The sequence below is a fragment of the Paraburkholderia sp. NMBU_R16 genome, assembly GCF_013282575.1.
Lineage (GTDB): Bacteria > Pseudomonadota > Gammaproteobacteria > Burkholderiales > Burkholderiaceae > Trinickia.
Genome location: NZ_JAAAYE010000029.1, coordinates 1 through 21,964 on the forward strand (window position 1 = coordinate 1; position 21,964 = coordinate 21,964).

Here is a 21,964-nt window from a genome sequence, read left to right on the forward strand (position 1 = left end):
GCCGCATTCTGCCGCAACCAGCCATACCTCAGCTTGTCGATTCAGAGCGCCTCAAGGGTTCGCTGCGCCGGGCTTACGCCCGCCCTTGACCCGCTAACATCACCCACTCGGAATTCAAAAGAGGCATAAAAAGGGTAGTTCACTGCTGGAATATTGATCCTTATCGGCCCTGAATATGCTCGGCTGAGGGGCGTTTTATTGCGTATCAACATCCGAGCGAAGCTGTCGCGTATAAAGTTTTTTTATGTCGCGGATTAAATTTGTTTGCTTGAATTAGGCGATCTTCCATGTCGATAAAGCGAAGTGCCAGATATCAAGCGTAGGAAACATCAAATGACTCACTGGCAATGGCCTGCCGGCCGGATTCTGTCGGCGTGTCTCGTATTGCTCCCGGGCTGCGCTGCGACCGAGCACCTGGCCGCGGCGCCCTATTCGGTCACGTTCGATGTCGCTGCAGACGTGAATCGGGATACGAACCGCAACCCTGCACCGATCGTACTGAAGGTCTTCCAACTGAAGACCGCATCGGCATTCGAGGGCGCCGACTTCTTTTCGTTGCAGAGCAAACCGGATGCGGCCCTCGGCGGCGAGCTCTTGAGCGTCGAGCGCGTCATCCTGCGCCCGGGCGAATCGCGGACGCTGCGCTATGTGGGCAATGTGGAGGCGCATGCGCTCGGCGTCGTCGCAGAGTATCGCTCGCTCGAGCAGAATCGTTGGAAGCTGACCGTCGCGCTGCCGCAGCCGAAACAACTTAACTTCTACCGTTTTTGGCAGACCTCGCCCAGCGAGATGAAAGTGACGATCGCCGTCAGGAGCGGTGGCTTGGCGCTCGGCAACGACAAGCGAGGCGGTTCATGAGCGAAGCGCTTTCGTCTTCGACATCGGTTGCGGCGTTGCGCCAGCGCGTGGTCTGGACCGAGGGAATGTTCTTGCGGCCCCAGCATTTCCAGCAATTGGAGCGGCACTGGGAACGCTATGTCCGCGTGCGTTGCGCAGCACTTCAAGGATTTTTCTGGGGCTTCGACGAACTCGAGATCGATCGGGATCTGCTCGCGCTCGGCAAAATCGCTTTGCTCGCGGCGTCAGGCGTCATGCGCGACGGCACGCCATTCGACTTGGCGCACCCAGAGGACCGACCCGAGCCGTTGGACGTACCCGCGCACGCGAAGAACCAACTCGTCGTGCTGGCGCTGCCATTATGGCGCGGTGGCGCCGAAGAGATATCGTTCGGCGGCGAAACGCATACGGATCTGGCGCGCTATCTGGTGCGCGAGCACGAGGTGGCGGACGCCAATACCGTTGCACTTGGTCCGGCACTCGTGCAAACGGGCCGCCTCAATGCACGGCTCATGCTCGAATCGGAGTTGAGCGGGGAGTGGCAGGCGCTCGGCGCGATACGCGTCATCGAGCGCGGCACGGACGGGCGTTTGCTCGTCGACGAAACCTATATTCCGCCGAGGCTCGTCGCGGCTCGCGATCCGGTGCTGGTGGGCTATACGCGCGAACTGCATGCACTGCTGTCGCAACGCGGCGAGGCGCTAGGCGAACGGCTTGCGCAGCCGGGCCGTGCGGGCGTTTCCGAAGTGGCGGACTTTCTGCTGCTGCAACTCGTCAACCGCTATCTGGCGCTCACCTGGCACGCGCAGCAGGAGGTGGTCGTACACCCCGAGACGCTCTTTTGCGATTGGCTGAAGCTCGCCTGCGATCTCAGCACGTTCACGGCTGCGGGCAGACGTCCGCAGGTCTTGCCGGTCTACTGCCACGACGATCTGCATGCGAGCTTCGCTGCGCTGATGGTCGAGCTGCGGCGCTCGCTGTCGACTGTGCTTGAACAGAACGCGATCCAACTCGAGCTGACGGACGCAGGCAATCGCGTCCGGGTTGCCGTAATTGCCGATCCAGCATTGCGCGAACACGCCGGTTTCGTGCTCGCGGTGCACGCCGACGTGCCGGCCGAGACGTTGCGTGAGCGCTTTCCCGCGCAGGCGAAGGTGGGTCCCGTCGAGCGCATTCAAGACCTCGTGCATTTGCAACTGCCGGGCATCGGCATGCGGCAACTGCCGGTCGCACCGCGACAAATTCCCTACCACGCCGGCCACACCTATTTCGAAATCGACAAGGGCAGCGAGCTTTGGCGTCAGTTGGAGCGCTCGGGCGGGCTGGCCTTTCACATCGCCGGCGATTTTCCCGCGCTGTCGATGGCGCTTTGGGCGATCCGGGGCTAATAGCTGGATTAGAAGCAGACATTTTCGATGAACTACTCTTCCGATTCGTTTGCCGCCGGTGCGGGCGGCTTCGTTGCGCCGAATCCCGGAGGCGCGCAGCCGCCTGGACCGTCGGCCGCGCGCGCGGACGCCGAGCCGGCGCCCGGCCAGTGGGCCGCGAGCGGCACGAATCCGCTCGTCGCAGCGGCCAATCCGCTGCTGAACCTGCTGCCGCAGATTCGCTCGACGGTGCATCACCCGAACCCCGCCTGGTTGCGCGAACATCTCGCAACGGAGATTCGCCGGTTCGAAGCGCGGGCTCAGGAGGCCGGCGTCGCGCCCGAGGCGATCATCGGCGCGCGCTATTGTCTGTGCACCGCGCTCGATGAAGTTGCGGCGCTCACGCCATGGGGCGGCGGCGTCTGGTCGGCGCATAGCCTGCTCGTGCTGTTTCACAACGAGACGTGGGGCGGCGAAAAATTCTTCCAAGTGCTCGAACGTCTTTCGCAACAGCCGCGTCAGCATATCGAGTTGCTCGAACTGCTCTACTTTTGTCTGGCGCTAGGCTTCGAAGGACGCTATCGAGTTCTCGACAACGGCCGGTCTCAACTGGAGGCGCTTCGGCAGCAACTCGCGCAGACGATCCGTTCAGTGCGCGGCGAATACGACCCGGCACTCTCTCCGCACTGGCGCGACGAACTCACGCGCGAAGCCGTGCGGGGTCCCGCCGTGCCCCTATGGGTGTGCGCGGCGCTTGCGCTGCTTGTGTGCCTGGGCGTGTTCGGCGCATTGCGCATCATGCTCGCGAGCCATTCCGATCAATTGTTCGCATCGATCGATTCGCTGCATTTGCCGCAATTGCAGCCGAGCCCGCCGGTGCCGCGTCCCGCGCCGCCGCCGCGCCTCGCGCGATTCCTCGAGCCCGAGATACAGGCCGGTCTCGTCACCGTGCGCGATGAAGCAGATCGCAGCGTCGTGGTGCTGCGCGGCGACGGCTTGTTCGAATCGGGCTCGGTGGATGTGATCGGTCGATACCTGCCGGTTCTCACCCGCATCGCGGACGCCTTGAACCGTGTGCCGGGCAATGTTCGCGTGACAGGGTACACAGACGATATCCCCGTGCATACCGTGCGCTTCGCATCGAATTGGGACCTCTCGCGCGAGCGGGCCGAAGCGGTTCGCAGCCTGCTCGCGGCCCGGCTCGGTCAGCCGCAGCGCGTCGTCGCGCAAGGACGCGGCGCGCTCGACCCGATCGCACCCAACGACAGTCCGGCCGGGCGCGCCCGTAACCGGCGCGTAGAGATTACGCTGATGCTCGCCCCTGTGGACAGCGCGGCATCGGCAGCCACGGAGACGCACTGAGCATGAGCCAAGTCTTTGAGCGTATTGCGCGTGCGCTGCGGCGAGGTGAAGCAATGACCTTGGCGGGCCTCGTCGTGCTCGCTGTCCTGATCTGGATTGCCGGCCCGCTGTTCGCGTTTGCAGGTTACCGTCCACTCGAAAGCGCATGGGTGCGCTGCTCGGTCATCGGCTTGATATTCGCGGCGTGGGCGATACGCTTCGCCTGGCGTCGCTGGCGAGCCGCGCAGCTCAATACGCAGATGCTGAATCAGTTGCGTAGCGCGAGCTCGCGCGCGGCGGGTCAGGAGCCGGCGCAACCGCACCTGGAGGAGTTGCGCAGCCGCTTCGACGAAGCTGCGACGCTGCTGAAGCGCGTCAGCTTCGGCCGGGTCGACGGCGCGCGCAAAGGGGTGGCGAGCTGGTTCGAACGGATGTCGCGTCAGTATCTGTATCAGTTGCCCTGGTACGTCTTCATCGGTGCACCCGGATCGGGCAAGACCACGGCGCTCGTCAATTCGGGGCTCAGCTTTCCGCTTGCGGAGCAGTTCGGCCGTGCGGCGATTCGCGGCGTGGGCGGCACGCGCCATTGCGACTGGTGGTTCACGAACGATGCGGTGTTGATCGACACGGCCGGCCGATACACGACGCACGAAAGCAACCGCGCGCTCGACGAAGGCGAATGGAACGGGTTCGTCGAGCTGCTCAAGAAGTACCGCGCCCGCCAGCCTTTGAACGGTGCGATGCTGACCATCAGCGTAGCCGATTTGCTGAGCGCCTCCGAAGCGGAGCGCACGCAGCACGCGATGGTGCTGCGCCGGCGTCTGCAGGAGTTACGCGCGCAGCTTGGCATTCAGTTCCCTGTCTATCTACTCGTGACGAAAGCCGATCTGCTCGCCGGCTTCATGGAATATTTCAGCGCGTTCGGGCGGACCGAGCGTGCGCAAGTCTGGGGTTTCACGTTTGCCTTGCGTGAGAGCGGCGCACCCACGTTCGATTTGCGCGAAGCATTCGATCGCGAGTATCGACTGCTGAATCGGCGCTTGAACGACGCGTTGCCGGAACTGCTCAGCGGCCAAAGCGACGCTCGCCATTGCGAGATGGCCTATCTGCTGCCGCAGCAATTCGCGGACTTGCAGGACATGTTGGGACAGTTCGTGGCCGAAGTGTTTTCGGTGTCGAGCCTCGAGCCGATGCCGTTGCTCCGCGGCGTCTATTTCACGAGCGGCACGCAGGAGGGCACGGCATTCGACCGCGTGATGAGCGGCATCAAGCGCTATCTGAAGATCGAGGGCGTGCCGCCTGCGGCGCAAGCCGGCTCGACGGGGCGCAGTTTTTTCCTGAAGAACCTGCTGCAGGAACACATCTTCCGTGAGGCGGCGCTGGCCGGCACCAACATGCGCTGGCATGAACGGCGGCGCGCGCTGCGAATCGCCGGCTATGTCGCGCTCGGTCTCGTGCTGTGCCTGACGGTCGCGGCCTGGATGCGCAGCTACACACGCAATCGCCTGTATCTGGACGAGGTGGCCGCGCGCGTGCCGGTGGTGGATGCCGAGGTCAGCCGCGCGAAACTCGCCGATGCCGACGATATCGCACGTCTGCTGCCTGCGCTCGATAAGTTGCGGGCATTGCCGGCCTCGCAGCGGTTCGACCTGCATCGTCCGCCGCTCGCGTATCGATGGGGACTGTTCCAGGGCGAGAAGATCGAGGAGGCCGCCGACGCCGTCTATCGCCGCGCGCTCGAGAACGTGCTGCTGCCGCTTGCTGCGCGCCGGATGGAATCGGCGCTGCAAGAGGCCCGCAACGGGAGCGGCGAATACGCGTATGCAGCGTTGAAAGCCTATCTGATGCTGTACGAAAGCGCGCACTACGACCCGGCATTCGTGCAGGCAGTCGTGGACCTCGAACTGGAGCGCTCGCTGCCGGCCGACTTTCCGGTAGCGCAACGTGCGTCCCTGCGCTCACATCTGGCCTCGCTGTTCGGCGATCGTGTTGCCGTGTCGCCGTTTCCGATGAACGAGCGCCTCGTCGCCGACGTGCGCGACCGCCTGCGGCAGATCCCATTCTCGCAACGGCTCTACGGCCAGCTCGCCAGCACGATGCGCGCGAGCACGGCGGCTTACGACTTCAGCGTCGCGCAGGCAGTGGGGCCGGACGCGTCGCTCGTGTTCCGGCGTCGCAGCGGCAAGGGGCTCGACGAGGGCGTCCCCGGTCTTTATACGCCCGAGGGCTACTGGAACGTGTTCGCCAAGCGGCTGAACGACGAGATCGACCGTTTCGGCCGTGAGGAAATGTGGGTGCTGAATCGGGGTGCCTCCGAAGTTCCGAGTGCGGCCGACGAAGCCAACTGGGCGCGCAACATCCGACAGCTCTACCTGAACGACTACGTCAAGACCTGGGACGATTATTTGGCCGACATCGCCCTGCAGCGCGGCGCCACCCTCACGCAGAGCATCCAGATTGCACGGATGCTGTCCTCGCAGGATTCGCCGCTCGTGCGCCTCGTTCGTGCGCTGGCACGCGAAACAGCGCTCGGGGAGGCCGACGGCGGTGGCGAGCACGCGCTCGAGGTGCAGGTGCAGGACAAGGTCGGCGAAGCCCGAAGCTCGCTCGCGCAGGTTTTCGGGGGCGTGCCGGCAGGCGACACGCGTAGCGCACCGTCGCCCACTCGGCCCGAAGACGCGGTCGACGCCCATTTCGCCGGCTTGCGCGCGCTGGCGCCTGCCAGCGGCGGCAAGGGCGAGCAGGGGGCGGGGCCGTTGGATACGACGCTCAAGATGATCGATGCGCTTTACACCTACCTGTCGGCAACCGACGACGCGCTGCGCGGTGGCGCGACGCCGCCGCCGTCCAGCGCCATGGACCAGGTCCGCGCACAGGCAGGGCGCTTGCCGACGCCGGTGCGCGAGATGCTCTACGACCTTTCGAATGCGGCGAACGGCAATGTCGCCGCCGTCGAACAGAAGAACATCGCGCAAAGCGCGGGCACGAGCGTCGGCGACTTCTGCCGGCAGGCCATCGCGGGACGCTACCCATTCGCGCGTGGTGCGGCGCGTGATGTCGCGCCGGCGGACTTCGCTCATCTGTTTGCGCCGGGCGCACTGATGGACGACTTTTTCCAGAAACACCTGCAAACGCTCGTGAATACGTCGGCCCAGCCCTGGCGCTTCGACAACCGTCCGACCGACGCGAATCCGTCGGACGCGGCGATGCTTGCGTCGTTCGAGAAAGCGGCCGTGATCCGCGATGTCTACTTCGCCGGTGCAAGCCACGATGCGCAATTGAAGGTCGAGATCATGCCGCTCGACATGGACCCGTCGATTACAGAGATGGTCCTCGACGTCGACGGACAAATCATCCGCTATGCGCACGGGCCGCAGGTACCGGCCACGGTGCAGTGGCCCGGTCCGCGCGGCAGCAACCAGGTCCGGCTGCAGGTCTTCGAGCAGTCGGGCGCGACCGGCGGCTTCATGACCGAAGGACCGTGGGCGCTGCATCGACTCTTCGATCGCGCGTCGCTTTCGTTAGGGCGTGCGCCCGAGCAGATGGTCGCAAGCTTCACCGTCGACGGCAAGCCGTTGTCGTTACGCGTGACGGCCGGCAGCATCCGCAACCCGTTCCGGCTGCCGCAGATGGAGTCGTTTTCGTGTCCGGCGAAGTCATGAGCGCTGTCCCTATGTCCGACGACGCGACGTTGCCAGCCTGGTACGGGAAGATTCCGAGCGCCGGCGACTTCGTCAACCGACGGCTGCCGCACGAGCTTGCGCTCTGGTGGGAGCGCTGGATGCAGCTAGGCGTGAGCGCAATGCGGCAGCGCGGCGCGGGCGAGATCGAGCGCTATTACACGATCGCACCGGCGTGGAATTTCCTGATTCCCGCAGGCGCCGGAGCATCGTGCGTTCAAGCCGGGTGTCTCGCGCCGAGTTGCGATCGCGTCGGGCGCTATTACCCGCTGATCGTCACCCAACCGATCGCGGTGGCGGACTACTGGAGCGGATTGCCCGATGACGCCGACGCGTTTTATCGGCAGATCGGTATCGCTCTGATCGAAACGATCCGCTTCGCGCATTCGCCCGGGCACTTCGAGCAGGCGCTTGCGCAAGCGCGGCTCCTGCCGCGCGGCGCGGTCGGTGGCAGCTCGACCTGGGCGAGCGAGGCCGCGCCGTCGGCCGAGCCGGTCGCATGGCCCGCGCTGTCGCAGTACTTCGATCCGCACGGGGCGACGAGCTTCTGGTGGACTCATCGCATCGACGGCTCCCCATTGCGCACGCATGCGCATACCGGTGTGCCCGACGCGCGGCTGTTCGTCAGGCTATTCGGCGCGCAGCCGGATGGTTAGCCGAACGCGCGGCGACGAGAGAAGGCCTGCGCGAACAGCGTGGGAGGAGAACGGTTCAAGAGGTCGCAAATGACGGAACAGCTATCGAGGGAAAACGAACAGGACGCAGGCGTCGCCGTGGCCGGACAGGCCGTGCGGCCGCTGCCGCTCGGCCATCGGCTCGGCGAATTGCAGATCGAGGCGGTGCTCGGCGGCGGCGGCTTCGGAATCGTCTATCGTGCGTTCGATTTGGCGCTGCAGCGGGTGGTGGCGATCAAGGAGTACATGCCCTCGATGCTTGCGGTACGCGACGGCGACCAGACTGTCGCGCTGCGCTCGGAGCGCTTCGCGCAGGCGTTCGACGCGGGCAGGAGCGCGTTTCTCAACGAGGCGCGGCTGCTCGCGCAGTTCGATCACCCGGGTCTCGTGAAGGTCTTGCACTTCGGCGCCAGTCACGGCACGGCATACATGGTGACGCCGTTCTACGAGGGCCGCACACTCAAGCAGATGTTCGACGGCGGCGTGCGGACGAGCGAGGCCGAACTGCGCGACATCGTTGCCGCTTTGCTCGGCGCGCTCGATACGCTGCACCGCGCGCAGTGCTTTCATCGCGATATCTCGCTCGACAACATCTTGATCCGGCCCGACGGCAAGCCCGTGCTGCTCGATTTCGGCGCGGCGCGCAAGAAGATCGGCGATGTCGTCGACGACAGCGCGATGATGCTCAAGCCCGGGTATGCGCCGATCGAGCAGTACACCGACGATCCGGCTTTCAGCCAGGGCCCGTGGACCGATCTTTACGCGCTGGGCGCCGTGCTGCATGCGATGGTGTCGGGCGAGCTGCCGCCGGCGGCCGTCGTGCGCAGCATCCAGGACAATTACCAGCCGCTTGCAGCGCGCGCGTTGCCGCAGCGAGAGCGGTACAGTTTGCCGTTCCTCGCGGCGATCGACCACGCGTTGCAACTGCGTATCGCGGATCGGCCCGAATCGATCGCCGAGTTTGCCGCCGAACTCGGCCTGCATGATTTCGATCGCGGCTCGTATCCGTCTGCGCCCTCGACATCACCTGCTGTCGAACTTGCGCCTGAGGTCGAATCGGCGCCCGAGGCCGAATCGGCGCGTCCGGCCAAATCGACGTGCTCGGCCGAATCGGCACCTTCGGTCGGGGCAGCGCCTACGGCCGAACCGCCACCTGCGATCGAATCGACGACGGCCGCCGCGCTCGCACGACAGCAAGCGCCAGAGATAACAGGGGAGCCGCCCGGCGTGCGCGCGACGCAACCCGCCGAGGCCCGAACGGGCATCGCCAAACTCGCTGATCGAGTAGCCCACCGCTTCGGGCCCACACCTCGGCTTTTAGCCGGAACCGCGCTGATCGCGGTCGTAGCGGGCACCGTTGCCATCGCACACTTCGCCAAGCCGGCGAAGCCGGTGACCGCGCCGGTATCGGCATCGGCGGGCGCGCGACCGAGCGCCGCGCGAATCGTCTCGGGCGCAGCGGCCACTGCAACAGTCGCCGGCCAACATCAAACGGCTTCCGCGGCGCCCGCACCGGCCACGGCGGCGCCTCAGCGCGACTTGTCGTTCACGACGAGCGCGAGCGGTACGCCCGCCGCGCAACCGGCGGCGGCCGCGAGCCGTGAAGCGCCGGCCGCCAGCCTCGACGCATCGGAGTCCGTCGTCGCGCCGGCAGGCGCCAGCGCGCAAAGCGCCTCCACACCGGTACAGGCATCCGCGCCGCAGCCGCTCAAAGTCGCCGATACGGTCTTCGTGCGCCTGCACATCCGGCCATGGGGCGAAATCTATGTCGGCGGTGTCAAGCGCGGCGTGAGCCCGCCACTCAGATCGTTGGCACTGAGTCCCGGCGTCTATCAGATCGAGGTCCGCAACGGCAGCCTGCCGCCGCTGCGCCGTACCTTGAGGGTCGACCCGGGCAGCAAGTCGATCAACATCGACTACGCATTCGAGTGACATGGAACGATTCATAGACAGGAAAGCCATGGACAGAGCACAACGGGTCGAAGCGTTGCTTGCCGAGATCGAGCACGACGCGCCATGCGGGCCGAACCTCGAGTACGAACCGGAGTACCTCGCGCTCGAGCAAAGTGCCGTAGGCAAGCCCGAGCAGCAATACGGCGACACGGTGATTCCTGCCGAGGCGCCCGACTGGGTAGCCGTCGAGCGGCTTGCGCTCGCCTTGTTCAGCCGCACGAAGGACCTGCGCATCGCGTCGCACCTGACGCGCAGTTGGATCGAGCTACGCGGCCTCGTGGGTTACGCGGATGGCCTTCATGTCGCCGCGGCGCTCGTCGAGCGATGGTGGGAAGACGTGCATCCCCGGCTCGACAGCGACGGCGAGGCGGATCCCACGCCGCGCATGAACGCGCTGGCCGAAATGGTGGGCGCCCATGGCTGCGCGCAGGCGGCGCGGGCGCAGAGCTTGATCGATACCCTCAGCGTGCGCGATGCCGGGCGCGTGATCGACGGCCTCGGTGCCGAGCTCGAGCGCTACCCCGGCGGATGCGATCGTTTGCAGGCGGACTTGCTGCGCTCGCACGAAGCGGGGCAGCCGGCGTTACGAGCCGGGCTCGATGCGCTCGATGCCATCGACGCCATTCGCGCGTGCGTCGCGGCTCGACTCGGACAGGAATGGTCGTTCGATGCGAGCGAATGCGAAAAGACGCTGCGGCGGATTCGGCATGACCTGCTGGCTGCGGCCGGCACACAACACTTAGATGTCGCATCCACAACGGGGGATCCGACTGCAGCGGAGGGCGGACAGGGCCAGGCGGACCCGACAGGAAGCGCGCGTCATGCCCGTCTTTGGCAAGCGGCGGAACTGTCGAGCCGCGACGACGTACGCATCGGCCTCGAAAAAATGTGCCGTTACTTCGAGGTTCACGAGCCCAGCCACCCCGCGCCGATCTTGCTGCGCCGCGCTCAACGGCTCTTGACGCTGGACTTTTACGAAATCATCCGCGATCTCGTGCCCGAGAGCCTGCCTCGGCTCGACGAGCTGAGCGGGCAGCGCGGCGAATGACGGGTTCGACGACGAGCGGCCGATAGGGCGGCACTTTCAACGTTCAACGGCGCGAGCCGGAAAGAGGAGCATATGACGACCGACAAGCAAAAGGCCAAGACAGCGAGCGGACAGAAGTTCATCGCTCGCAACCGCGCACCGCGAGTGCAGATCGAGTACGACGTCGAGACGTACGGATCCGAACGCAAGGTTCAACTGCCCTTCGTGATGGGCGTGCTCTCGGAGCTGGCCGGCAAGCGGGCCGAGCCGTTGCCGGATCTGGCCGAGCGCAAGTTCCTGGAGATCGATATCGACAATTTCGACGAGCGAATGAAGTCGATTGCACCGCGCGTCGCTTTTCAAGTGCCGAACACGTTGACGGGCGACGGCCTGCTCAATGTCGACATGACGTTCGAGCGTATGGACGATTTCTCGCCGGCGGCGATCGCGCGCAACGTCGACGCCTTACGGCAGTTGCTCGACGCGCGCACCGAGCTGTCGAACCTGCTGTCGTACATGGATGGCAAGCACGGCGCCGAGCAACTGATCGAGAACGCGATCAACGATCCGGCGCTGCTGCAGTCGCTGGCGCGCCACGCTGCGCAAGACAGCGCGGAGCGTGGTGCGCAGACCTCCGAAGTCGAAGATGCGGGGTCGCAGCCGGAGAGCCGTCATGACTGAGCGCATGCAAACCCTCGTTGAGCGCGAGAGCGCCCCGCCCGCCGCGCAGGCCGAATTCGCCGCGCTGCTGCAAAAGGAGTTCAAGCCGAAGACAGAGCAGGCGCGCGAGTCGGTCGAGCGTGCGGTACGCACGCTCGCTCAGCAGGCGCTCGAAAATACAGTCGGTGTGACGAGCGATGCCTACGGGACGGTCAAGCAGATCATCGCCGAAATCGACCGCAAGCTGAGCGAGCAGATCAATCAGATCCTGCATCACGAATCGTTCCAAGCGCTCGAAGGAGCCTGGCGCGGGCTCCACTACCTCGTGAATCAGACCGAGACCGACGAGCTGCTGAAAATCAAGGTGCTGCCGGTGGCAAGAAACGAACTGGCACGCACGCTCAAGCGCTACAAGGGAGTGGGATGGGATCAGAGCCCGCTCTTCAAGAAGGTCTACGAGGAGGAATACGGACAGTTCGGCGGCGAGCCGTTCGGCTGCCTCGTCGGAGATTTCCATTTCAATCACAGCCCACCCGACGTTGCGATGCTGGGCGAGCTCGCGAAGATCGCCGCCGCCGCGCACGCGCCGTTCATCGGTGGGGCGTCGCCGGAACTCATGCAGATGGATTCGTGGCAGGAACTCGCGAATCCGCGCGATCTCACGAAGATTTTTCAGAATACCGAGTACGCCGCCTGGCGCAGCCTGCGCCAGTCCGACGACTCGCGTTATCTGGGCCTTGCACTGCCGCGATTTCTTGCGAGGCTTCCGTATGGCGCGCGCACCAATCCGGTCGACGAATTCGATTTCGAAGAGGAAACGGACGGCGCGAGTCACGGCCGCTACACCTGGGCCAACTCCGCTTATGCGATGGCAGCCAACATCAATCGCTCGTTCAAGCTGTACGGCTGGTGCTCGTCGATTCGCGGCGTCGAATCGGGCGGCGCCGTGGAGGAGTTGCCGTGCCACACGTTCCCGACCGACGACGGCGGCGTGGACTTGAAGTGCCCGACCGAGATCGCCATCAGCGACCGGCGCGAGGCGGAGCTCGCGAAGAACGGTTTCATGCCGCTCGTGCATCGCAAGAATTCGGATTTCGCGGCGTTCATCGGTGCGCAATCGCTGCTGCAGCCGGCCGAATATCACGACCCCGACGCTACGGCCAACGCGCGCCTTTCGGGCCGGCTGCCGTACCTGTTCGCATGCTGCCGCTTCGCCCATTACCTCAAGTGCATCGTGCGCGACAAGATCGGCTCGTTCCAGGAGCGCTCCGACATGGAGCGCTGGCTCAACGACTGGATCATGAATTACGTGGACGGCGACCCCGCCAACTCGTCGCAGGAAACCAAGGCGCGCAAGCCACTGGCCGCGGCGCAGGTTGTCGTCGAAGAGATCGAAGACAACCCGGGGTACTACGCCTCGAAGTTTTTCCTGCGGCCGCATTACCAGCTCGAGGGCCTGACGGTCTCGCTGCGGCTTGTTTCGAAGCTGCCGTCGGCGAAGTCGGCGACCGCATGAACCTCAATGGAAATCAACGCGTAAGGAGCGATCGATGGGAGTAGCACTGTTTATGAAAGTGGAAGGCGTGACCGGCGAATCGGAGGACTCGCAGCACAAAGGCTGGACCGATATCCAGTCGTTCTCCTGGGGGGCGAGCCAGCCGGGCGCCATGGCGAGCGGCAGCGGCGGCAACGCGGGAAGGGCGAGCTTCAACGACCTCGTCGCGGTCGCCTACATGGACAAGGGAACAGCCGCGATTCTCAAGAACTGCGTAACCGGCAAGCATCTGGACAAAGTGGAAATCTCGGCTTGCAAGACGGGCGGCAAGCAGCTCGAGTTCATGCGCATCACGCTGCAGGAGGTGCTCGTCACCTCGGCGCAGGTCACCGGCGTCGATCCCAGTGATCCCGCGGATCGCCTGCTGATGAACTACGGCTTCCAGGCCGCGAAGGTCAAGAAGCAGTACTGGCAGCAGACGGATACCGGCGGCAAGGGGGCAGAGGTGTCGGCCGGCTGGAACATCAAGGAAAACACCGAGATGTAAGGCCGGTAGGACCTCCATGGAACACACGCTATCGCGCGGCGCGGGAGAGACTGCGGCGCGTACACCGGCCAAGACGCGCGACCGTCTGCAGCCCGCGCTGCTCGATCGGCTGACCGACGATGCGCCGCAGCAGCGCGCGGAGGCACCCGACGCGCAGGCGATCGGCGGGGAGCGCCTGCGCGCGGCGGTGCTGCGCGATCTCGCGTGGCTGCTCAACACCGCGAATGCGGAAGATGGACACATCGATTGGAGCGGGTTCGACGAGGCGCGTGCATCGGTCCTCAACTTCGGTATGCGTCCGCTGGCGGGCAAACAGATGTCGGGCCTCGAGCGCATGGAAATCGAGGCATCGATGCGCGAAGCGATCTTGCGCTTCGAGCCGCGTCTGTTGCCGCAGAGCGTCGAGATTCGCAGCCTCGCGGAGCTCGACGCGCGCCACGGCGCGTTGGCGCAGCGCCAGAACGTGCTCGCGTTCGAGATCAAGGGCACGCTTTGGCTCTCGCCTTATCCGGTCGAGTTGGTGCTGCGCTCCGATCTCGACCTCGAGACGGGTGCGGTGTCGCTGCAATCCCTCGGAGGCGCCTGAGCGTGGATACCCGCCTACTCGACTACTACAACCGCGAGCTCGCCTACCTGCGCGAACTCGGCGCCGAATTCGCCGAGCAGTTTCCGAAGGTGGCCGCGCGCCTGCGCATGGACGACGCGGGGCCGCCGGACCCGTATGTCGAGCGCCTCCTCGAAGGCTTCAGCTTCCTGACCGCGCGCGTTCAGATGAAGATGGACGCCGAGTTTCCACGCTTTACGCAGGGCTTGCTGGAGGCCGTCTATCCCGGCTATGCGGCGCCTTTGCCGTCCATGGCCGTCGTGCAGTTCACACCGCGCATGAACGAGGGTACGGTCGCGCAAGGCTACCGGCTGCCGGCCGGGACCGCCTTGCAGGCTCGGCTTGCCGACGGCGAGCAAACCGCCTGCGAGTTTCGCACAGCGCATGAGCTGACGTTATGGCCGCTCGAATTGACGCGCGTGGCGCTGACCGGCGTACCGGCCGACCTGTCGCTCGCCGGGCCATCGCTGCGCCGCGGGGTGTGCAGCGCATTGCGCATTCGGGTGAAGGCCCACGCGGGTGTGAATCTGCGCGACTTGCCGTTGGACAGGTTGACGTTCCATCTCGCCGGACCGGAGCGCGATGCGCTGCAACTGCTAGAGCTGGTGGCAGCGCATACGCTCGGCGTCGTATGCCACGACACCGCGAGTCCGCCGCGCTGGCAGCATGCCTTGAGCGCAGGAGCCCTCGAGCAGCGGGGCTTCGCCGCCGATGAGGCGCTTTTGCCCGACGACGGCCGCAGTTTTCACGGGTATCGTCTTCTGCGCGAGTACTTCGCGTTTCCGGCGCGGTTCCTGTTTTTCAGCATCGACGGTTTGCGGCCCGCCGTCGCTCGAGCGCACGGGGACGAATTCGATGTGACCGTGCTGTTGGGCCGGCACGATGCGGCGCTGGAAAGCCTCGTCGATACACGCCATCTCGCGCTTTACTGCACGCCCGCGGTCAACCTGTTTCCACGCCGGGCGGACCGGATCGCCGTAACGCCCGGCGCGCGCGAGCATCACGTGGTGGTGGATCGAACTCGCCCGCTCGACTACGAGGTCTACGCTGTTCAGAGGCTCGTGGGCGAGCGTCTCGAGCACGGATCGGAGCGCGAATTTCGTCCGTTCCATGCGAGCTTCGGCTCGGACGCCGGCAACTTCGGAGCGTATTTCACGATTCGCCGCGAGCCACGGCTGATGTCGTCGCAAGCGCGCACGCACGGCACGCGCACGGGCTACGCGGGCAGCGAAACCTATGTGTCGCTGGTGGACACGCAGTGCGCGCCATTCGACGAGGCGACGCGCTACCTCGCCGTCGATACGCTGTGCACCAATCGCGATCTCGCGCTCATGCTGCCGCCGGGCGGCACCTCGGCGTTCACTTTGCGAATCTCCGCCCCGGTCGAGCGAATCGCGATGGTGCGCGGTCCGTCTCGACCGCGCGAGCCGATCGGTGACGAACAAAGCGCGTGGCGTCTCATCAGCCACCTGGGGCTGGCCAGGCAGACGTTGACGGACCTCGACGACGAAGAGGGAGGGGCGCGGCTGCGCGAGTTGCTGGAGTTGCACGCGGACCCCGCGGATGCGGCGATGCGCAGGCAAATCGACGGCGTGCTTCGCGTGGCGTTCGCGCCGGTGGTTCGCCGACTGCCGGGCGCCGGGCCCGTGATGTTCGGGCGGGGTGTGCGAGTCGAGCTGACCGTCGACGATCATGCGTTTTCCGGTGACAGTCCTTATCTCATCGGCGCGGTCCTCGAACAGTTTTTTGCGCGGCACGTCTCGATCAACTCCTTCGCCGAATGCGTGCTGCGCAGCATCCAGCGCGGCACGCTCACGCAATGGCCGGCACGCATCGGCAGGCGACCCGCGATATGAATGCGCCCGGTTCCCGCGCTGCCGATGCGCAGCGGCTCGATTCATGGTGGGCGCGGCTGCGCGACGCACCGCACGCGCATGACCTGTTCCAGGCGCTGCGCTGGCTCGATGCGCTAGCGCCCGGTGCAGCGCCGCTCGGCCGTGCGGCGCGCCCTATCGGCGAGCCGGTGCGATTGGGCGTCGAGCCGTCGCTCGGCTTCGCGCCCGCGATGCTAGCAGGCGTGCGCGACAGCGGTGCGCGTCCTCATCTGGCGATTCGCGGGTTCGGGCTCTTCGGACCCAACGGACCGCTGCCGCTCCATCTGACCGAATACGCGCGCGAGCGCGCGCAGCAGTATGACGATCCGACTTTTGCCGCATTCGCGGACGTCTTTCATCATCGGCTGATTCTGCTGTTCTATCGCGCGTGGGCCGACGCGCAACCGGCCGCGAGTCTCGATCGTCCCGGGCGCGCGCGTTTCGACGCGTATCTCGCGAGCCTCATCGGACGCGCTGCGCCCGATGCTGTCGCCAAGCGTATGCACGAGGACATCGCGCCGCATGCGCAATATTTTCACGCGGGCCATCTGGTGCGGCACACACGCAACCCCGAAGGGCTCGCGCAAATCCTGCGGCGCCATTTCGGTGTGCCCGTGCGCATCGTCGAGCATGTCGCGCAATGGTTGCCGCTCGACCGTGCGCAGCGCTGCGTGGTGGGTGAGGCTCACCTCGCGCCGCCGCTCGGCAGCGCGGCACTCGGCGTCGCGGTGCGGGATGCGCAATCGCGCATCAAGATCGTGCTCGGTCCGCTCACGCTGGCCGAGTACCGGCGGTTTCTGCCGGGCGGCACAGCGGCGCGCGCGCTCGAACAATGGGTACGCGACTACGTGGGCATCGAGTTCGACTGGAAGGTGCAGCTGGAACTCGCGCCCGACGAAGTGCCTGCGCTCGCGTTGGGCAGCCGCGAAACGCTGGGGCTCGGCGCATGGATCGGGCGGCGGCTCGACCCGGCACCCGCGCGTGAGCTCGTGCTCGATTATTCCGTCCGCCGTCGTCCACTTCAATCTCAACCTCGATCTGCTTGAACGGGAAATCCCTATGTCCGAAATTGGCCGGATGGCCCTGTTCGGGAAACTGAACCCATTCCTCTACCAAACGCTGGAGCAGGCAACTGGCGCTTGCCGGCTACGTGGCAATCCGTACGTGGAGATCGCCCACTGGCTGCATCAGATACTGCAGCACCCGGACAGCGATCTGCATCGCGTACTGCGTCGCTTCGGCATCGACACCGCGGCCGTCGAGCGCGGTGTCGCCACCGCACTCGAGCGGTTGCCGCGCGGCGCCGGTTCCGTGTCGGACTTGTCGGCGCATATCGATGACGCCGTCGAGCGCGCGTGGGTCTATGCGACGCTTAAGTACGACGCGTCGAGCATCCGCGGCGCGGTGCTGCTGCTCGGCATCGTCAAGACGCCGCAGTTGCGCAATGTGCTGTACGCCGCGGCACGCGAGTTCGAACGCATCGTACCCGACGTGCTGGCCGACGAACTCGATAGCATCGTCGCCGGTTCGCCCGAAGCGCCGCAGCCGGCCTCGGGTCAGCCTGCCGCACCGCGCGCCGGCGAGTCGGCGCTGCGGCGCTACGCCGTCGATCTGACCGCACGGGCGCGTGCAGGCGAGATCGACCCGGTGCTCGGCCGCGACGTGGAAATTCGCCAGATCGTCGACATCCTGTTGCGGCGGCGGCAGAACAATCCGCTGCTGGTCGGCGAGGCAGGCGTCGGCAAGACCGCGGTCGCCGAAGGGTTCGCCCTGCGCATCGTCGCGGGCGACGTTCCGCCGCCGCTTGCCGATGTCGAACTCCATTTGCTCGATATCGGCCTGCTGCAGGCCGGCGCGAGCGTCAAGGGCGAGTTCGAGAGCCGCTTGCGCGCCGTCATCGACGAGGCCATGTCGGGCGAGCGCAACATCATCCTGTTCGTCGACGAGGTCCATACGCTCGTCGGCGCGGGTGGCCCGGCCGGCACAGGCGACGCCGCGAATCTGCTGAAGCCCGCGCTCGCCCGCGGGCAATTGCGCACGATCGGCGCGACGACGTGGTCCGAGTACAAGCAGTACATCGAGAAGGACCCCGCATTGACGCGGCGGTTCCAGGTTGTCCAGGTGAGCGAGCCGGAGGAGCCTGCGGCGCTGACGATGCTGCGTGGGATCGCCGGCAAGCTCGAGCAGCACCATCGCGTGCTCGTGCTCGACGACGCGCTCGTGGCCGCGGTCACGCTGTCGCGCCGCTATATCCCGGCCCGGCAACTGCCCGACAAGGCGATCAGTTTGCTCGATACTGCCTGCGCCCGCGTTGCCGTGAGCCAGCATAGCGTGCCGGCCGCGATCGAGGACGCTCGGCAGCGCATCGAGAGCCTGCGCATCGAACGCGCCTTGGTCGATCGCGAGCGGACGCTCGGCCTTTGCGACGAATCGCGGCTCGCGGCGATCGATGCCTCGATCGACCGCGAAGCGACCGCGCTCGCAGAGCTCGATGTGCGCTGGCAGGCCGAGCGCGAGGCGCTGACACGCATCGTCGCATGGCGCAACGCGCTGCTCGTCGACGCATCGAGCGAAACGCCCGAGCCTGACCTCTCGGTACGCGCCGATACGCAAGCCAAGGTCGACGCGGCGCTGCGCGAGTTGGCTCAGCTGCAAGGCGAGACGCCGCTCGTGCTGCCCGCCGTCGATACGCATGCGGTGGCCGCTGTCGTCGCGGATTGGACGGGCATCCCGCTCGGCCGGATGGTCAGCAACGAGATGCAGGCCGTCCTGCGGCTTGCCGATACGCTCGGCGAGCGCGTGATCGGACAACGCCATGCCGTCGAAACGATTGCGGAACGGATTCAGATCGCGCGTGCGCGCCTCGACGACCCGGTTAAGCCGCACGGCGTGTTCCTGCTGTGCGGGCCCTCCGGTGTCGGCAAGACCGAGACGGCGCTCGCGCTTGCCGAAACGTTGTACGGGGGCGAGCACAACCTGATCGCGATCAACATGAGCGAGTTTCAGGAGGCGCATACCGTTTCCACGCTGAAAGGGGCCCCGCCCGGCTATGTCGGCTACGGACAGGGCGGCGTGCTGACGGAAGCCGTTCGGCGGCGGCCGTACAGTGTCGTGCTGCTCGATGAGATCGAGAAAGCGCACCGCGACGTGCACGAGATCTTTTTCCAGGTATTCGACAAGGGCTGGATGGAGGATGGCGAAGGACGGTTCATCGATTTTCGGAATACGGTGATCATTCTGACGTCGAACGTCGGCACGGAGCGCGTGATGCAGTTGTGCCGCGACCCGCAGCGCCTGCCCGATGCAGCGACGCTCGCCGACGCGTTGCGCGGCCCGCTGCTCGAAGTGTTTCCCGCAGCGCTGCTCGGACGGCTGTCGGTCGTGCCGTATTTCCCGCTGACCGACGAGATGCTGGCGCGCATCGTGGCGCTCCAATTGCGCCGCATCGAACGCCGTCTCGAAGCGCACCATCGGATTGCATTCCATTGCGCGGATTCGGCCACTGCGCTGATCGTCGAGCGATGCCGCACGATCGAATCCGGTGGGCGCATGGTCGATGCCATCCTGAACCATACCCTCCTTACCCGCATCAGCCGCGAAGTGCTCACGGCGACGATCGAAGGCCGGACGCTAGCGGCCATCGAGGTTAGTGCGACCGACGGCGAGTTCGTCTACCGGTTCAAGCACAAGGAAATCGCATGCCCAGAATCTTCACGCTAGAGGGCCCGCTTGGCGACACGCTGAAGTTTCATCGCCTGGAAGGCGAGGAGATGCTCGGGCAATGCTTCGAATTTCGGATCGAGGTGCTTGCCGACAGTCATAGCGTGTCGCTGACCGACCTGCTCGGCAAGGCCGTCACTGTGCGCATCGAGCAGCAGGACGGCTCGTCGCGCTATTTGACCGGACTGGTGGCGCACGCGCAGCTCCACGGCCGGCGTGCCGCGCGGCACTACGGCTACATGCTCGTGGTCCGCCCTTGGCTATGGCTTGCCACGCGCCGCTCCGATTGCCGAATCTTCCAGAACGAGACCGTGCCGCAAATCGTGCAGCAAGTGCTGGCGCCTTACGGCTACCCGATCAAGAACCGCCTCGTCGAAACCTACTCACCGCGCGAATACTGCGTGCAGTACAACGAGACCGACGCCGCGTTCGTGTCGCGTCTCATGGAGACCGAAGGCATTTACTACTACTTCGAGCACGCCGTTGGGACACACACGCTCGTACTGTGCGATGCGATGGCATCGCACAGTACGCTGCCGGGCTACGCGACCATTCCCTTCATCGGCCCGGATCGCACGGCGATCGCGGAGCGCGAGCATATCGACAGCTGGCAGCCCGCGCAACAGGTGAGTGTCGGCACGCACCAGGCCACGGACTACGACTACACGAAGCCCCGGGCGGATCTGCTGGCGCAACGCGTGGACCCGCGCGGGCACGACTACGACAGCTACGCGATATTCGAATGGCCTGGCGGCTATCGCGACGAGGCACCCGGCACGCGCTACGGCCGGGTTCGGCTGGAAGAACTGCAGGCCGAACATGAACGGGCCAGCGCATCGACCAACGTGCGCGGCATGGCGCCCGGCTATCTGTTCACGCTCGAGCGATGCCCACGCATCGATCAGAACCGCGAGTACCTGATCGTGCGTTGCGAGTACCGCTTTCAGGAGAACCCCTATGCAAGCGAGCGCGCCGACGACGAGGTGCGGCACGACACACTGGCCGTCGCGCAGCCGCACAGCCTGCCTTACCGTTCGCCACGGGCGACGCCGCGGCCACGCACCAACGGACCGCAGACGGCCACTGTCGTCGGCGCGAAGGGGGAGGAGATATGGACCGACCAATACGGCCGCGTGAAGCTGCAGTTCCGCTGGGATCGCTATGGGCAGTTCGACGAGAACTCGTCTTGCTGGGTGCGCGTCTCGAGCCCCTGGGCGGGCAGCGGATTCGGCGGTGTGCAGATCCCCCGTATCGGCGATGAAGTGGTCGTGGATTTTCTAAATGGCGATCCCGACTATCCGATCGTGACCGGACGCGTCTACAACGGCGAACGGATGCCGCCGTGGGGCTTGCCCGCGAATGCGACGCAAAGCGGGCTGCTGTCGCGTTCGTCGCCGGGCGGCGGGGCGACGCACGCGAACGCGCTGCGCTTCGAGGACCGAAAGGGGGCCGAGCAGCTTTGGATGCATGCCGAGCGCAATCTGGATGTCGAATCGGAGCTGGACCATGCCGTCAAGACAGGCCGGGATCATGCTCATACCGTCGGGCGCGACGAGACCGCGCAGGTACAACACGACCGTACCCGCAGCGTCGGGAACAACGAAACAGTGAATGTCGGACAGCATCGGACGGCGAGTGTCGGCGCAAACGAAACGATGCGTGTCGGACGCAACCGCAGCCGGGAAGTCGGGCAAAACGAAACGGTGACGATTGGGGCGAACCGCCGCGCGACAATAGGCGGCCATCATGCGGAAACCGTCGCGCTGACGAAGACCGAGGAAGTCGGGCAAAGCAAGACGTTGACGGTCGGGCAGCAGTACCGCACGGCGGCGACTACGATGACGACCGTCGTCAGTGCCGCACACACCGAGGAGATCGGCACGCGGACCTCGTCGATTGCGCGCGAGCACGTCGTGAATGTCGGCGGCTCGCAGCGCGTCAATGTGGCGGCGAACCAGTCCACGAACGTCGAACAACAGGTGCAGATCGTCGCGGGAAAGTGCATCAGCCTGATCTGCGGCCAGTCCAGTATCACGATGGACTCGGCTGGGAACATCACGATCCAGGGTGTCAACGTCAGTGCGCTCGGTGCCGCGAGTCACCGCATCGCGGGCGCGACCGTGACGTCTTCCGCGAGCGGCGAGCACACGATCGAGGGCGCAATTCTGAAACTCAACCCATGACG

Annotated in this window: 15 protein-coding genes; all 15 read left to right on the forward strand. The window is 65.6% G+C overall.

Translation table 11 applies throughout. The features are described 5' to 3' along the window. Positions 1 to 333 precede the first annotated feature (333 nt). Complete coding sequence (gene tssJ, locus GWC77_RS16075; RefSeq protein ID WP_173258475.1) at positions 334 to 858, forward strand: type VI secretion system lipoprotein TssJ; 525 nt, start codon at positions 334 to 336, stop codon at positions 856 to 858. After that, the gene (gene tssK / locus GWC77_RS16080) at positions 855 to 2,225 is read left to right on the forward strand and encodes a type VI secretion system baseplate subunit TssK (RefSeq protein ID WP_173258477.1); all 1,371 of its coding nucleotides are present in this window, start codon (positions 855 to 857) and stop codon (positions 2,223 to 2,225) included. The genes tssJ and tssK overlap by 4 nt, the downstream gene beginning before the upstream one ends. 27 nt (positions 2,226 to 2,252) lie before the next feature. Next, positions 2,253 to 3,566: a DotU family type VI secretion system protein gene (locus tag GWC77_RS16085; RefSeq protein WP_173258479.1), complete on the forward strand. Its 1,314-nt coding sequence runs from the start codon at positions 2,253 to 2,255 to the stop codon at positions 3,564 to 3,566. A 2-nt stretch (positions 3,567 to 3,568) separates the two neighbouring features. Further along, positions 3,569 to 7,207: a type VI secretion system membrane subunit TssM gene (gene tssM / locus GWC77_RS16090; RefSeq protein WP_173258481.1), complete on the forward strand. Its 3,639-nt coding sequence runs from the start codon at positions 3,569 to 3,571 to the stop codon at positions 7,205 to 7,207. Continuing rightward, on the forward strand, positions 7,204 to 7,881 hold the full coding sequence (gene tagF, locus GWC77_RS16095; RefSeq protein ID WP_173258483.1) for a type VI secretion system-associated protein TagF: 678 nt from the start codon (positions 7,204 to 7,206) through the stop codon (positions 7,879 to 7,881). The genes tssM and tagF overlap by 4 nt, the downstream gene beginning before the upstream one ends. Before the next feature lie 69 nt (positions 7,882 to 7,950). Further along, positions 7,951 to 9,831 carry a serine/threonine-protein kinase gene (locus GWC77_RS16100; RefSeq protein WP_173258485.1) on the forward strand — a complete coding sequence of 627 codons (1,881 nt, stop codon included), beginning with the start codon at positions 7,951 to 7,953 and terminating at the stop codon, positions 9,829 to 9,831. Between the two features lie 28 nt (positions 9,832 to 9,859). Next, on the forward strand, positions 9,860 to 10,900 hold the full coding sequence (gene tssA / locus GWC77_RS16105) for a type VI secretion system protein TssA (RefSeq protein WP_173258487.1): 1,041 nt from the start codon (positions 9,860 to 9,862) through the stop codon (positions 10,898 to 10,900). Positions 10,901 to 10,972: 72 nt separating this feature from the next. Then, on the forward strand, positions 10,973 to 11,560 hold the full coding sequence (gene tssB, locus GWC77_RS16110) for a type VI secretion system contractile sheath small subunit (protein WP_173258489.1): 588 nt from the start codon (positions 10,973 to 10,975) through the stop codon (positions 11,558 to 11,560). Further along, complete coding sequence (gene tssC / locus GWC77_RS16115; protein WP_173258491.1) at positions 11,553 to 13,055, forward strand: type VI secretion system contractile sheath large subunit; 1,503 nt, start codon at positions 11,553 to 11,555, stop codon at positions 13,053 to 13,055. Before tssB ends, tssC begins: the two co-directional genes overlap by 8 nt. A gap of 34 nt (positions 13,056 to 13,089) precedes the next feature. Beyond that, a complete protein-coding gene (locus GWC77_RS16120) occupies positions 13,090 to 13,581 on the forward strand; it encodes a type VI secretion system tube protein Hcp (protein WP_173258493.1) in 492 nt (163 codons plus the stop codon). Between the two features lie 16 nt (positions 13,582 to 13,597). Further along, positions 13,598 to 14,167 carry a type VI secretion system baseplate subunit TssE gene (tssE, locus tag GWC77_RS16125; protein WP_173258495.1) on the forward strand — a complete coding sequence of 190 codons (570 nt, stop codon included), beginning with the start codon at positions 13,598 to 13,600 and terminating at the stop codon, positions 14,165 to 14,167. A 2-nt stretch (positions 14,168 to 14,169) separates the two neighbouring features. Continuing rightward, positions 14,170 to 16,041, forward strand: coding sequence for a type VI secretion system baseplate subunit TssF (gene tssF, locus GWC77_RS16130; protein WP_173258497.1), 1,872 nt, complete (start codon positions 14,170 to 14,172; stop codon positions 16,039 to 16,041). Then, positions 16,038 to 17,105 carry a type VI secretion system baseplate subunit TssG gene (gene tssG, locus GWC77_RS16135; RefSeq protein WP_254366991.1) on the forward strand — a complete coding sequence of 356 codons (1,068 nt, stop codon included), beginning with the start codon at positions 16,038 to 16,040 and terminating at the stop codon, positions 17,103 to 17,105. Before tssF ends, tssG begins: the two co-directional genes overlap by 4 nt. A 13-nt stretch (positions 17,106 to 17,118) precedes the next feature. After that, positions 17,119 to 19,779 (forward strand): type VI secretion system ATPase TssH, encoded by a 2,661-nt coding sequence (gene tssH, locus GWC77_RS16140; RefSeq protein ID WP_173258502.1) that lies wholly within the window; start codon positions 17,119 to 17,121, stop codon positions 19,777 to 19,779. Continuing rightward, positions 19,758 to 21,962, forward strand: coding sequence for a type VI secretion system Vgr family protein (locus GWC77_RS16145; protein ID WP_173258504.1), 2,205 nt, complete (start codon positions 19,758 to 19,760; stop codon positions 21,960 to 21,962). Before tssH ends, GWC77_RS16145 begins: the two co-directional genes overlap by 22 nt. The last annotated feature ends 2 nt before the right edge of the window (positions 21,963 to 21,964 follow it).

What these genes read in the sequence shown, in the direction of transcription:
- GWC77_RS16145 (WP_173258504.1), top strand. Translation starts at nt 19,758, where the DNA reads ATGCCCAGAATCTTCACGCTAGAGGGCCCGCTTGGCGACACGCTGAAG.
- GWC77_RS16085 (WP_173258479.1), top strand. Translation starts at nt 2,253, where the DNA reads ATGAACTACTCTTCCGATTCGTTTGCCGCCGGTGCGGGCGGCTTCGTT.
- GWC77_RS16120 (WP_173258493.1), top strand. Translation starts at nt 13,090, where the DNA reads ATGGGAGTAGCACTGTTTATGAAAGTGGAAGGCGTGACCGGCGAATCG.
- GWC77_RS16100 (WP_173258485.1), top strand. Translation starts at nt 7,951, where the DNA reads ATGACGGAACAGCTATCGAGGGAAAACGAACAGGACGCAGGCGTCGCC.
- tssE (WP_173258495.1), top strand. Translation starts at nt 13,598, where the DNA reads ATGGAACACACGCTATCGCGCGGCGCGGGAGAGACTGCGGCGCGTACA.
- tssH (WP_173258502.1), top strand. Translation starts at nt 17,119, where the DNA reads ATGTCCGAAATTGGCCGGATGGCCCTGTTCGGGAAACTGAACCCATTC.
- tssK (WP_173258477.1), top strand. Translation starts at nt 855, where the DNA reads ATGAGCGAAGCGCTTTCGTCTTCGACATCGGTTGCGGCGTTGCGCCAG.
- tssG (WP_254366991.1), top strand. Translation starts at nt 16,038, where the DNA reads ATGAATGCGCCCGGTTCCCGCGCTGCCGATGCGCAGCGGCTCGATTCA.
- tssC (WP_173258491.1), top strand. Translation starts at nt 11,553, where the DNA reads ATGACTGAGCGCATGCAAACCCTCGTTGAGCGCGAGAGCGCCCCGCCC.
- tagF (WP_173258483.1), top strand. Translation starts at nt 7,204, where the DNA reads ATGAGCGCTGTCCCTATGTCCGACGACGCGACGTTGCCAGCCTGGTAC.
- tssB (WP_173258489.1), top strand. Translation starts at nt 10,973, where the DNA reads ATGACGACCGACAAGCAAAAGGCCAAGACAGCGAGCGGACAGAAGTTC.
- tssA (WP_173258487.1), top strand. Translation starts at nt 9,860, where the DNA reads ATGGACAGAGCACAACGGGTCGAAGCGTTGCTTGCCGAGATCGAGCAC.
- tssM (WP_173258481.1), top strand. Translation starts at nt 3,569, where the DNA reads ATGAGCCAAGTCTTTGAGCGTATTGCGCGTGCGCTGCGGCGAGGTGAA.
- tssJ (WP_173258475.1), top strand. Translation starts at nt 334, where the DNA reads ATGACTCACTGGCAATGGCCTGCCGGCCGGATTCTGTCGGCGTGTCTC.